This window comes from Sphingobacterium sp. UBA7038, from assembly GCF_002494055.1.
In the GTDB taxonomy this organism is placed as follows: Bacteria; Bacteroidota; Bacteroidia; order Sphingobacteriales; family Sphingobacteriaceae; genus Sphingobacterium; species Sphingobacterium multivorum.
This window is the reverse complement of the sequence record NZ_DLAV01000006.1, coordinates 213366-226995: the sequence shown is the minus strand read 5'-3', so window position 1 is coordinate 226995 and position 13630 is coordinate 213366. Positions and strand designations below refer to the sequence as shown.

General features: G+C 38.9%; 11 protein-coding genes. 4 read left to right on the top strand and 7 right to left on the bottom strand.

Annotated features, from left to right (window positions below):
* Positions 1–317: 317 nt before the first annotated feature.
* From B3H30_RS02760 to B3H30_RS02750, 3 genes are all read right to left on the bottom strand, one after another.
* On the bottom strand, positions 318–1340 hold the full coding sequence (locus tag B3H30_RS02760; RefSeq protein WP_286833163.1) for an energy transducer TonB: 1023 nt from the start codon (positions 1338–1340) through the stop codon (positions 318–320).
* Between the two features lie 310 nt (positions 1341–1650).
* Positions 1651–2907: a FecR family protein gene (locus B3H30_RS02755; protein WP_286833160.1), complete on the bottom strand. Its 1257-nt coding sequence runs from the start codon at positions 2905–2907 to the stop codon at positions 1651–1653.
* 11 nt (positions 2908–2918) lie between these two features.
* Entirely contained in the window at positions 2919–3485 is a 567-nt protein-coding gene (locus B3H30_RS02750; protein ID WP_286767047.1) for an RNA polymerase sigma factor, read from the bottom strand.
* 291 nt (positions 3486–3776) lie between these two features.
* On the opposite strand from B3H30_RS02750, the gene B3H30_RS02745 reads away from it, so the two are divergent.
* Positions 3777–4343: a MauE/DoxX family redox-associated membrane protein gene (locus B3H30_RS02745; RefSeq protein ID WP_286833157.1), complete on the top strand. Its 567-nt coding sequence runs from the start codon at positions 3777–3779 to the stop codon at positions 4341–4343.
* A 158-nt stretch (positions 4344–4501) separates the two neighbouring features.
* A complete protein-coding gene (locus tag B3H30_RS02740) occupies positions 4502–4825 on the top strand; it encodes a hypothetical protein (RefSeq protein ID WP_145330263.1) in 324 nt (107 codons plus the stop codon).
* 64 nt (positions 4826–4889) lie between these two features.
* On the opposite strand, the gene B3H30_RS02735 is transcribed toward B3H30_RS02740, so the two are convergent.
* Genes B3H30_RS02735 through B3H30_RS02720 form a run of 4 tightly spaced genes read right to left on the bottom strand, consistent with a single transcriptional unit; the run spans position 4890 to position 11905 of the window.
* Complete coding sequence (locus B3H30_RS02735) at positions 4890–6239, bottom strand: RagB/SusD family nutrient uptake outer membrane protein (protein WP_145330265.1); 1350 nt, start codon at positions 6237–6239, stop codon at positions 4890–4892.
* Positions 6240–6258: 19 nt separating this feature from the next.
* Positions 6259–9456 carry a SusC/RagA family TonB-linked outer membrane protein gene (locus B3H30_RS02730; RefSeq protein WP_286833156.1) on the bottom strand — a complete coding sequence of 1066 codons (3198 nt, stop codon included), beginning with the start codon at positions 9454–9456 and terminating at the stop codon, positions 6259–6261.
* The gene (locus tag B3H30_RS02725; RefSeq protein ID WP_286833155.1) at positions 9449–11512 is read right to left on the bottom strand and encodes a TlpA family protein disulfide reductase; all 2064 of its coding nucleotides are present in this window, start codon (positions 11510–11512) and stop codon (positions 9449–9451) included. Before B3H30_RS02725 ends, B3H30_RS02730 begins: the two co-directional genes overlap by 8 nt.
* 18 nt (positions 11513–11530) lie before the next feature.
* Entirely contained in the window at positions 11531–11905 is a 375-nt protein-coding gene (locus B3H30_RS02720) for a hypothetical protein (RefSeq protein WP_070565101.1), read from the bottom strand.
* 674 nt (positions 11906–12579) lie between these two features.
* Here B3H30_RS02720 and B3H30_RS02715 point away from each other — a divergent pair.
* Together B3H30_RS02715 and B3H30_RS02710 are read left to right on the top strand one after the other, a co-directional pair.
* Complete coding sequence (locus B3H30_RS02715; RefSeq protein ID WP_070565098.1) at positions 12580–13032, top strand: helix-turn-helix domain-containing protein; 453 nt, start codon at positions 12580–12582, stop codon at positions 13030–13032.
* 84 nt (positions 13033–13116) lie between these two features.
* Entirely contained in the window at positions 13117–13629 is a 513-nt protein-coding gene (locus tag B3H30_RS02710) for a hypothetical protein (protein ID WP_070565096.1), read from the top strand.
* The last annotated feature ends 1 nt before the right edge of the window (position 13630 follow it).

Genomic DNA, 13630 nt, shown 5'->3' with positions numbered 1-13630 from the left:
TAGTCATACATCTATTAATTCAGCAATGTCAGCTGTTAAAAAATGTTAAATACAAATTTATAACTTTTTTTAACTTTTGCAATGCAAGCATAACTTTGTGATAACATTTATTTTATAATAAACTACAAGCAGCTGAAAAACAGTACATTATTTTCACCTTTAAACGTAACAAAAGTAATTTGGCTTGATTATTCGCTGTAAACTGTCCTAATAACCTAAAATAATAAGTCGACGATGGAAATCCTAAGTTTGCGTAAAATAGAGACAAACAAAGACGGTAACTTATCATAAAACCAAAATATTTACTTTAAGTAAATCTAATGCGTAATTAATTCGAAATTAAATCTCACAGGGACTGTAAAACGCACTCGCACTGGTATTCCTTTTAGGTAGGCAGGAGTCCATTTACTTAACCGTTGCATTGCCTCAATCATCATCCTTTTGACATTTAGATCATAATCTCCCTCAATTTCGTAATCTTCAGTAGCACCAGACTTATTAACGACGAAACTGACAAGTATCGTTTTCTTTTTATATTTCTCAAAAAATTCTGAGGGAAACTGAACTTTACGCATAACCAATCCAATGTCAGCCATTAGATCACCACGATATTTGGGTTCTTGCTTCATGGTCTTGGCAGTATATGTATTAATTTTTCCATCGGGCAAATAGCGCTTCCCATTTATTAATATATCTTCTTTATAAAATTCTTCATATTTTGAATGATCCCAACCAGTCCAAATCCCTTCTCGTTTATCATTAACTAATTCACCTTCGATATATTGACCATTTTTATAGTCAAATCTAAAAAAGCCATTTCCTTTCCGAAGTAGCATATTTCCTACCGAATCCAAATACAGCAAATAATGAGAGAAATTGGACTTAGCCTCTGTTTTATTGGGCTCATAATAAACCAAAGCTTTTAATTTTCCATTTGGGTGATAATAATATGCGGTATCAATCAAATAGGAAAGCTCATCATAAAGTTCCACAGATTCCACCTTTCCGGTAGGAAAATAAGACACTCTCTCGCCAAAGTACTTTAATGTTTTTCCATCATAATTTAAACTATGTCCATAAAACTTCGGAAGATTCGTATCGGTATAAAAGGCTTGTACACGATAGAGTCTTCTTGGCTCATTTTCAACAGGATAAACTTGTCTATAATAATAAGATTTGTCTTTTGTTGCCAAGAAATCACTTTCTGCATCAAAAAAACGAATAATTGTATCCTTAGAAGTGCCAATATGAATAATCTGACCTTCGGTTTTTATCTTTATATCTTGTGCAAAAACCCGGAAAGAACTCCATACTAACAGAAGAAAGATCAAATTTTTCATAAATTAAATTGGTTACTAAATGGTAGACGAATATACCATTAATATCCAACATTCCCATCCAATAAACCAACAAGGAAGCCAATTTTTCGACTTGCTTAAGCATCAATAACGTCCCCTATTCGGTATAGTATAATACTAAAATAATACTACATCAATAATTCCAATATAGTATAGCTATAGTGGCAGGCAGATCAAACTTGCTCTTAAAGCCCAACTGTGCTATCATAGAATTGGTACCTTTGTAATAACTACAATCTTAAAAAACTCATTTGAATATGCCCGTCTGAACTAAAAGTTAAGATAAACTCCCTTATTTCATCGCCGTACGACTTTCCTTATGATCTTCAGGGCAAAAACTTATCATCCCTTTTTTCTCGTACATTAACACCCCAGCGTCGCGTATCATAGCATAGACCTTTTCCCGATTGGTCCTGTAGCACACAGTCGTACTTATGAGCTTATTCGGTATGCAGTTCATATTTTTGACCGTAAATCCATGCCAGCGGCTCATCTGCCAGACAAACTCTGTCAGTGGGACATCTTTGTATTCACGTACAGCATTCGCCCATTGCGAAGCTTGTTCAAAATCCCCGTTCTTTAAATAAAATAGACTATCCCGTTGTACTTTTTCACCTTTAGGTAAATAGGATTTGATAACCACAGCTTCATCCAAACATTGAAGCTCCTTACTTTTGTATGATCTACGATCAGAGACAAGCACCTCTCCATGTGATACCGTTGCCCGCGTAAACTGGGCATAAGATGCTAATTCAAACCTTCCGTAATCACTCGAAATTTTTCCATTGCTAGTTTGTATTACCATCACCCCCCCAAACAGTTGGCTAGGTATGTCTATAAGCACCTCGCCCTCGATAAACAGATGTGTACTATCTCCTCCTTGCGTCAACGGATAACGAAGGGTTGATTGGGCATTTAGCCGGACCCGCATACCATAAGAGAATTCTATAACACATTGCTGACGAGCAGCTGTTCTGATCACGATAGCCGTATCTTTTGTATTTATTTCCCGCCCGCTGGATGATTTATCAAATTCCAATACCCCCTCGGCGGTCTTGGCGAGCGAAATACCGTTTAAATCAAGCAATACTCCGGTTGCATTCGTATCCAATCGAATGATAGATGAATCAGCAAGCATTATTGTACCTGCAGATTCAGACAACGGTATTTCCGTACCAGAGGACATACTAGCACATTCCAGATCGATTTCAGCCCTATAATTCCTGTGTTTTAACATGACAATTACAGCCGGTAGCAAAAGAAATAAAACTGCTGCTGCAGCACAACGCCACCATAATTGCCGTTTCTTTTTTTTAGCTAACTGATCTCCCGCAGCCTGGATCTGTTCAAAATCAGGCCGCCACTCGATGGATAATTCGTTTGACCGATTAGTAGACATTTCTTCGATCACCTCGGCAATCATTGCATCAAATTCCTCTTCACTAAAAATTTTCTCCGCTGCTTCTAATTGATCGGATTCTGTAAAACTGATACTCGCGTCCATACGCTTCCTAATCAGTTCCTTTACATATGTTCTGTTGTAAATCATTTCACCTTGTATTAAACAAATAAGCCCATAAGATCTTTCAACTTTTTTCGGATCACCTTCAGTGCCCTAGACAATTTATTTTTCACCGTCTGTTCTGCCATTCCATAGGTTGCCATTAATTCCTTGTTACTCCTACCCTCAAACTTCGATTTAATGACGAGCTCCCGATCCTGGGGAGGTAATTCCTCACAAGCCTCCAAGATCAGCATCTCAAGTTCGTTATAGGCAAATATATCGTCTGCGCATTGACCACTAGCCATGTCCAGGCCATTATCGAGAGAAATCTTATTATATTTTGCCTCATCTCTAATGTAATAAAGAGCTTTATTTTTCGCTACGCGCTGCATCCAATATACGGGTGCTTCTAGCTTCGCGACCAATTGCCTTTTTTCCCAGATTACGATTAATGTCTCATTTAATACATCTTTGACCAGATCGTCATTATCATAAATAAACCGACGGATATACTTTTCCAGACTCCCGCCATAATGCGCAAAAATCTGCTCAAGCGCTGCATTAGGCTGTGAGTCTAATAATTGAAAAAAGTAACGATCGTACGTATTTGTTTCTTTTGCCATTCGTCTACCCTCTCTAATATCATTTTGATAAAATTATAAACTTAAAAATCAGATACTTATAAAAATTACAGCGTATTAGCAGGTACGAACTAGCCTTTATTGCTAGTAGTATATAGAAGAATTAGAAGATTAGATTTTAAATCATTAATAAAACAAAGATAATAAAAGCCATATAACAAACCAAGAAAAATAATTTACAATATACTGATTTACAAATAGTTGAATTCAAAATTCAACCCGATACTCTTATGCTTCTTTTATAGATTAGAAAAGACAGTAACAACAAAAAAAATGAACGCAAGAACAGCACATATCGCAATGGAAAGTATCCGAATCGCATTTATGGTCTTTTGGATCTATGTAGCTATAGACAAGCTCATGGAACCCAGCGCATTCCAAGCTGCTCTTCTCCGGCAACCGTTACCAAGCAGCTGGGCAAAACCTCTTTCTTTGACACTTCCTGCTATTGAGCTCGCTACCGGAATCCTTTTAGCCGGTCGGTATAAAAAAATAGGATTACTGCTATCTATAGCTTTATTATCCTCTTTCAGTGTCTATATTGCATTGGGACTACTCAATCTATATCCGCAGAAACCGTGTGGCTGCGCATCCGTATTTGAAAGTTTGTCGTGGGAATGGCACTTGGTGGTAAATATGGTCCTTTTTACGTTATCCATATTGGGATGGTACTTGACTGGCCCAACCAGCCCCATGGAAAGGTACAAGAAAAGGAACCTATCAATTGGCTTTACCTTTATACCGCCCATTCATTTAGGTATTGTCACACTCTGTCTTTATCACACTTCTCAAATACGCTTTCCGCGAAAATTTGCACTATTCCCGGCTTGGCCGGTATAGAAATAAATTATGACACGTGATGGACAGCCCGTAAAAATCGATCCCGAGGTATAAAACAGACTGAAGCGCCTCGTTAAAGCAAAGATTCAGTCATTAATAAAAAAATTGAGTTTTTTGTGGAGGTAAACTTTTTTTGCTCTTATAAAAAAGGCCTCGGTATGAAAGCAATATCTTTCATCAAAAAGCATGCAACGGTGATGTTAGCCGGAGCTGCAATAATTGGATTCTCCAGCTTCAAGATTGCTGAGAACTATAATAAAGCTGGTTTAATGTGGTACCCTGTAGATTCGTCTGGAAATATCTCCAGTACGGGGAGTACTTCGCCCACGAGCGACTGTAGCGAGGAAGAACTTCCAATTGTCTGTGAAATACAATTGGAATCCAACTCAAATGGCACACCTCCAGCTACGCATATCAATGATACAGAACTGAAAGGAGGTTCTGTCCCATTTAATGATGCAAAATTCCGTAACGAAGATTAATCAATAACGGATAATCAGCTATCTCCCGCCTCGTAATATGTGGGAGATAGCTGATTAGAAATAATTAATTCTGTTCGTACTTACCCAGGTCAACTACAGCTTTTGGAATCGGCATTGCATATCGTTCACTATTCGGTTCCAAGATATAAGTACTGCCTTCAACACTCCTTGTAATTGTTCGCGCAGTTTCTTTATCCAAATTAAGCCGTTTCAGATCCGACCATGCAATACAGCGCAAAAGCAATTCCTTTCTTCTCTCCAAGAGTATCCGCTTCAATAGCTCGGCGTTTGGCAAATCCTTTATAGGTTGAAAGTCCGAGTAACGATTTATCAATAAATGATTGAGGTCCGCCAGACTCTTGTCTGCATCACCCGTTCGCAAATATGATTCGGACCGAATGAGATAAAGTTCATCTTTTGCAAGTCCTGCAAAGTAAACACCAGATCCTATATAAGAACCCTTAAAATTGTAAATACCGTTTTTCAGGTTAAAAAAACCTTTCTTGCGAAGGTCATTGTCTTCATAAGTTTTCAACAGTTCTGCGTTTACATCAATACGAGTATCCGAGATAATCTGCGCATAACTCATGGAAGCATAAAAAATCACTTCGGTATTATTTTCTTTAAATGGGTAGGCCAAGGAAAGATTCAATTTGTTGTAATCCAAAAGTGTTCCGTCAATCTTTATGGCCTCGTCACTATGAACTAAAGCTTCCTTATAGTCTTGCATAATTAGATTAACTCTTGCTAGCATCATAAGTGCCGACTTCTTATTGGGCTGATAAATGTTTTCAGAGTTTTTATCTAATAAGGATACCGCTTCTTCCAAATCCGTCTTAACCAGCATATAAGTTTGTTCTAGCGTTGAACGGTCTAATTTTACATCGAGATCAGTTCCCTCTCTCAATGGCAGACCCCGCTTACTTTTATTCTGTTCGCTGTAAGACATGCAATATACTTGTGCCAATTGAAAGTAAGCCCATGACCGGAAGAATAGTGCCCTGCCGCGAATATTATTAAATTTATTGGTATCGGTGGTTTTATCATTTTTTGACAGGATGTCCAGCGCCAAATTAGCGTAATAGATTTGCTGATAAAAGTTACCCCAGTTTTCCAGCCCAACGTTATCAATAAAAACTTCATCTCGCCAGAGGTAGGCGTTCGCCTGCCATGGAACCAGACTCGACCAATAACTAGGTGGAACCACAAAATCTCCTGCGGCAATATCGCCCAGCGGCGAGGCTCTGCTGGCATTCATGATAGACGTTCTATTAAGAATAGCTTCTGCATCTACAAGGGTGCTCGGTATGACCAATCCTTTGGATGACCGGATCTCCAGCCATTCTTTTTTACATCCCTGCATAAGGATGGAAAAGAAGACGAAGAGTAATGTTAGTGTATTTCTAGCTTTCATGATCTCTGTTCATTTAAGGTTAATAGCTCATTTTAATACCAAGAGAAAAAATACGTGGTGAAAGGTAATAAGAGGCAGACGGATAATCGGGGTCCAAACCCAGCTTATTTTTGCGCCACAAGATTCCGACATTGTTTAAATACCCATAAATTGATAGATCCTTTATCTTGAAGCGATTATGTAGCAATTTAGACAGCGAATAATCTAGTCTGATATCGCGCAGGCGTATATGATCTCCTTTTTCTGCCAATATCTCAGACTGCGTATACACGATATCTCTGTTCGCAATATTTGCAAAAGGATTTGACGGTACATTTGTCACAGCTTCATCACCCGCTTGCTTCCAACGATTGAGATAATCTTCGTGCATGCCTTTGCCATTTGTCATCAGCAAGCTGTATTCCACTGAATTTCGTCTGAAATAGTATCCTAATTTAAAAGCGATATTGAAACTCAGGGTTAGGTCTTTCCATCTAAAATTATTTCTCCAAGCCCCAGTCCAGATGGGCACACTGCTGCCATGGTTAACAAGGTCATTCATTGATAAACTATTTATATATTTGGTATACTCGGTATTCCTTACGCCATCATTGATCACCAAGGGATTGCCGGTAGTATGATCAAGACCGAACCAAGGCAAGCTATACAGCGCATCCAGTGACTTATCTTTTATTGGACGCTTATCCATACCCGTTGTATAGCCCATTACAGTAATAGTGTTGTCACCATAATAATCGGTCACCCGGTTGCTAGTTTTCGATAACCAAAATTCATTGGACCATTTAATTCTGCTGCCTATTTCTCCATAGCCCAAAGTCAGATCCATTCCAGCAGTTTCCATTTTCGCATAATTACGTTTTAACTTAGCCTGAGAACCTCCATAATACACTGTGGGATCGATAAGATCAATACCGATAAGATCATCCGATTTCTTTCGATAGTAATCCACTGATCCTCTAAATTTTCCTTTGATCCTGAAATCCATTCCCACATTTAACGTCGCCACTTTTTCCCAGCGCAGATTTTGATTACCTGGCGATGTGACCAAGGCCTGCTGTAAATTGGTCGATGAGTTGACACTATATGACACTGTAGGATAGGCAGTCATACTTCGGTCAATATTACCGTTCTTGCCATAGGAAACACGCCATTTCAGTTGCTGAACAACATCGTTTTTAAAGAAATTTTCGTCGCCCATATTCCATGCTAAACCAACAGACCAGAGCGGAATACCCTTTTGGTTGGTATTGACGCCAAACAGATTGGAAGCATCCCAGCGCACACTCCCCGACAACAGGTATTTAGATTTCCAATCATAGCCCAAATTGGCATAATAAGACAGGTATCGATCAATATTTTCTTTAAGCGTACTCATCGGAAAAGGAATTCTTCCGGAAGACTGCGGGCGAAGTGGATAAACCTTAGTATAATCAAGTATCATCTGTGATGTTAACAATTCATCATTATAGCCATACAGTGTGTAATCATCCAGCTTAGTGACCACTTCACGCTGCTCCATGCCTGAAAGAAATACAACACGATGAGATCCAAACTGACGATCGACATCAAGCTGCAGTCTGCCAGACTTAGAGGTCAGTTGCTGCCGGCTCTGACTGAGTATATCTCCATAAGGAAACACCCGGCTCCCATCGGCCTGTGTATAGCGATTAACCAAATTCCGTACATAATAAGCATCCTTTTTCTCCAGATTGCGATAATTGGTCGATGCCATCAATGACTGCAGATTGAGAGACAAGCGTATTCCTTTGACAATTCCATAATTGATCGCTAAAGACCACCTATTCTCATTCATGCCGGAGCGCTTACTTTGAAGATTGAGCTCATCCAATGGTCTATAGTTCCAGTCTAGCAATCCTGAAGTTGGAGCTTCCGCTACATATTCTAAGTTATAATCCCTTAGAACAGGTGCATTTCCGTCCTCCTGCTTCAACGACATATAAGGATAGAGGTAATCAAAATTTCTAAAATCCACCGTGTTAGCCACATTGTTATTTGCAATAAAGCCGTATCCAAAATCAAACTTCAGCTGACTTATCGGATAATAACTGACTGAAGATGAAAAGGTGGTTCTTTTTTGACTATTGCCAATATCATGGAGACGCTGTCCATCCCATCCGCCAGAGAAAAAATAACTGAGATCCGAAGAACCGCCCCGCATATTTACATTGTATTGCTGCAAAAAGGAAGACCTATAAAGGTACCGCTTCGCCTCATCGCGCAGATCTATCTGTGCGGCACTACGTAATCGCTGGTCCAGATCGGTATCGCTAATCTTATTATTCCTATGCTGATATAGCCATGTAACCACCGGCGACAATGGAGATTTGCTCGCATCGCTATACCGTGCATCATATATTCCCTTTTCAAAAAAAACTTTCTCCAAATCAATATAGTCCTTGGCATTAATAAAATCCTTACCATACGTCAAATCCGGTCTAGGAGAAAAAGAATTAACTGCATTTAGGCTGACTGTCAATGGCTGATCTCCCTTTCCTTTTTTTGAAGTGAGCACAATAACACCATTTGAAGCCCTTGCACCCCATATAGACGTCGCAGCCGCATCTTTAAGCATCGTTATTGATTCAATATCGTTAGGGTTGAGCCCATTGATATCACCGTCATACGGAAAATTATCCAATATGATCAAAGGAGAACCATCGGCATAGATTGTATTGGTACCACGAAGGCGCATAGCAGTCCGGTTATTATCGCTGTTCATCTGACCTATTTTTCTTTTGTCGAACTGAAGTGAAGGAGCAATATCTTCCAATCGATCCAGTATCGCCGAAGAAGTATTCCGCTGCAATGTCTTGCTATCGATAAAATCAAAGCTACCTGTAGCACGTTCCTTTGGTAATGAATAATAACCGGTACTGATCTGCACCTCCTCTATCATCACAGATTCGGGCATCAGACTGACCAACACATTTTTCTGTTCACGCTTAATAGCAAGCTTTTTTGCTTTATACCCGACTGATGAAATCCAGACCGTATCGTATGTCTTTAAAGAAAAAACAAAAGCACCTTCGCTGTCCGTTGTTGCCAGTATCAACGAATGATTGGCCTTGATGGTAGCCCCTGCAATACCTTTCTGCGTCTTTTCATCGACAACTCTCCCTTTAATAGATGACTGTCCCTTTGCAGTAAGCAATGTAGTTAGAACGAGGAAAGCAAGTATACAATAACGATTAATCATGATCGCCCCTCCTTTCTATCACCAGCATAGGCAAGGCTATTGTATCTCTCTTTATCCCTAGGCCGTAACGTTGCAAAGCAGCATCAACTGCACAGAGGTTTTTCGTATCAGCGTAAAGATCCATGCTGACATTCCCCGCATAACCAGTAACATCAGTAACAGGCAATTTATCTTTATAATTATTATCGGCTAGATAGGAAACCAAAGATTGCAGAGGTCTATTGACCAAACTAAAATAGCCCTTGTCAGCTTTTATTTTTCCTGTAGCACCACTCTTACTGTAGCATTTTTTGAAGACAGCTGCATCCCGAATATAGAGACACCAAGCTTCTACCCTGCTTGTCGCAACGTAGGATCGGGCATTAAATTTTAGTTCAAGCAATTTAGCTAGATCCAATTTTAATAGATCTGTCTTCTGTTGTTCGTCCAGCATCTCGTTACTTTTAAGATAATAGCAATATAAATTGGAACTTTTCCAAGCTCTTAATGCATTTTCCTTTTCATACTCCTTTGTATTGATAAGCTCTGCCGGCAATTCCATCCAATACCGCGTTGAATCTGCTACGTTCCATATGACCCGATTACGCATCCCTACGAAAGGAATTTCTTTACGATTCGCATGAAGCAAAAGACCTAAAACAGAATGATTGTATAAAGTCAGCGAATATTTTGTGTCGAATTTTGCAAAAACACTGTATGGCAAAGACTTAGCAAACTCACTACTTAATATCACCTGTCCAATTCTATTTGAGTCTATATCCGGCTTAGATAGATTACGTAGTTCCTCGCGATTTATTTCCGCACTCTTTGGCAGCAAGTGAACAGGTTTGTTGTGCACCAGTTTATTTATATTGGCAACGGAAGTGAGGTTTCCATCTGTAATATAGGCTACCCGACCATCTTTGATCCAGATCTGATGAGGGACGCTTACATGGGGAAAATATTTTCTCAGGAGAGAATCTGCGTAGATGGAAGAAAAACCAATATTATTCTGTTGTAGTATCCGGCCTGCTGCATGTGCATCGTTTATGGTAACGGGTATTACTACCGCATTAGTATCTATCAGTGTTTGACTGGCCGATAACTCTTTCAGTTTACGAATGCATGGTGCACACCATACTGTCCAGAAATCCAGAATAAGAAGTTTCTTGCCGCGATACTTCTGCAATGTTATTGTTTTTTCAACTTTAGTGTGATCGATAGTCTTCAATGGCATATTCCATAATTGATTTTCAATAATGCTCCCTACTTCCAGCGATTTGATTGAAAGCCCATCGGCCCCGCTGTCCTTGCGGGGCGTCTGAGCTGATAAACTAAACATAGAAACAAAACATAAAAACAAGCATGTCAAAATCATGCGATAGGCACGCTTATAATCCGCAACGAATAAAAGGCATTTTAAAGCCCGCTGAACAACTGGATCTAGTAATCCAAGCAAATTGTTAGCTCGAAACACCAAAGCCTTACAGATCGACTTAAAGAACCTTAAAACAGATCGTTCAGATTCTACTCCATAAGTCAATCTAGACTCTCCCACCTGCTGAAAAGCTTGCTTTTGTTGGGTGGGACTTGTGCAATGCTTTAGTCGTTCTTGTGTATAACAAGGGCTTAGGAAGGGTGAACCTAGGGTCGCGCTATAGTCAAGCTTGTGTGTTTCTTGTGTCGACCTATAGTGGAGCATCTTTTGAGCAATTCCTGCCGAATTTTTACATTTCATCGGATTTTCATCGGGTCGGCATCGGGTTTTGATCGGTATGGCCCGATGAAATCCCGATGAAAACTCGATGCCAATAGCATGAAAGGCAGAAGCTGGGGCGAAGTTGGGCAGACAAAAGTCCGAAGAAGTCTCCATCTGTGTTAGGTATTGAAAGTCGCTCGTGTAGCGCTTTTCTAGCAGGATCGAAGTCCCTTTAAAGTACGTTTTTCCTTGTCTAATTTTCTTGCGCAACAGATGTGTAAATAGTACTATATCTGTGCTTAAGTAGTGCTTAACAGGTACTTGAAATATATTGGTTATATAGGCCTTTAAAAAGGCTAGTAATTTTAGGGTATTCATAATTTTGTCTGTTAGTGGTTATCCCGATAACCGACCGAAAAACTCAGCGAGCTTTCTGCTCAACTCTAGCTCTTTTCCGATGCGTTCTTTTGCTTCTGCAGACAGCTGTACTGTACTTAGCTCTATATGGCGATGATTGGCGATACAATAAGCAATCAATACGCGATACAAGGCAGTTGCAAATTCTTGTATTTCCTCATCTTTCAGAAGCCTATTTTTCTTCACGTCACCATCAACATAAGCAATCAATAGTTCCGAAGTATTAGCAGATACAGTCTCCAGCGAATAGTGATTCCAGAATGTCTCAATCTCTTTTATAGGATCATAATCGACACTGTGCACATCATAGATCATACGATCAAAAGCAAATTGTAGCGCTAAAATCCTGTTCATTTTTCAGTCTGTAAATCCGTAACCGAGAGTACATAGCATCCCCCTCCGATCGAAATCAGCTTTTTATTGGGAGCCTGATGTTACTCAGTTCACATTAGTAATAATTAATTCATTCTGGGAGCCAGAGCGCGTTTGAATGAGGGGTCACAAGGTGTATAATATTGGCGTTACGCGGTCCATGGCAAGAGAAGCCAAAACCTATTTGGCCAAACCAGCCGAGCTACTCGGGGGCTGTGATGATGTTTTTAAATTGTTGCTTTTTGTTCATAACTCGCTTATTTATAAAAACGAGTCTATCAGCAGGTAGAGAAACCAACAATGGCGTGACATCCAACCTACTGCTTATGGGGCCGTGAGAAGCCTTTGGAACGGTAAGCGGACGCCACGCCATTGCAGACGGGCGTTTGATTCCACTTATCGCCTTGTTCCAAATTGAAATTTCTCACGTTCCATAAACAAGACTCATAAGTGCATCCACCTGTATGAGATGGAGCAAATCTATTGTTTTAATTAACAAAAGACAAATTATTTACGCAAAAAACAGCTTTAGACTAATCATAAATCTGTTGTTATCTACAATAATTTGTATCTTTATATGCAAAGGTAAAAAACCAATTATTTCAAAAAAAATGGTAAAAAACCGGTAAAATACCAAACTTATAAAATTCTATAAAATGGGCGTTGCATTTCAAGAAGAGAAAATACACGAAGGAAAAAATCTAAAAAGAATTCGTGAAATCATGGGTGTGAAACAGGAGGCTTTAGGGCAAAAATGCGAAAGTAAATTTGATCAAAGACGAATTTCTGAGTTTGAAAATTCATGGACTATTTCTGAGCCAAATTTAAAGGAATTAGCGGATGCGTTGGGTGTAACCGTTGAATTTATTCGCGCCTTCAATGAAGAGAAAGCCATATTTAATATCCAAAACAACAACACATTTACCGTTTCGGAGAATTCGTTTGGGCTTAGCAATCAACCAAATGTTACCTATAACAGCCTTGGAAAAGTAGAGATGCTTCTAGAAAAACTCGTTCAAGATCATACTGTTAAGACTAAAGCAATTTTGGATTTGACTAAAGTGGTTTCTGATTTGGCGGAAGAGGTGAAGAGGTTGAAGACCCAATAGATTACACTTTACAAAGTACCAGTACCTTATATTGTTCATCTTTTGTAAAATTCATCAAAAGAAATAAACCTATAAGTTTATTTAATGAAAATTGTTGATATATTTGCCAGTAGACTATTTGCTATTCATTACGCTGATCAAAAAGATAATGAATACGATAGATTGATGGATTTGTGGAATGATATTGATTATATAGTACAGTTTTTAAAAGAAAACACACAAGACATTCCTCCGAAATTGGATGTATACCAACTAGCGGAAGATATACTGGATAACCGTGAAGATATTGAAGACAATATACTATACAATCTAGAGCGATTAGACGGGTTTTTCAAACCATTGGATAATAATCAAATTGGTGAATTTGATTTATTAAGAAGTAAGGGAAGAAAAAATGTATTGAGATTGTATGCGCTTAGACTATCAGAAAATGTCTATGTAATTACTGGAGGAGCCATTAAATTACCGCTTCAACACTTGATGCAACATAGAGAACATACACGTATTGAATTGATTAAAATCAACAAATTCAAAGACTATCTGTCTGAACAAGGAATTTTTGATGAAGATGCTTTTTATGAATTTATTAATGAATAAT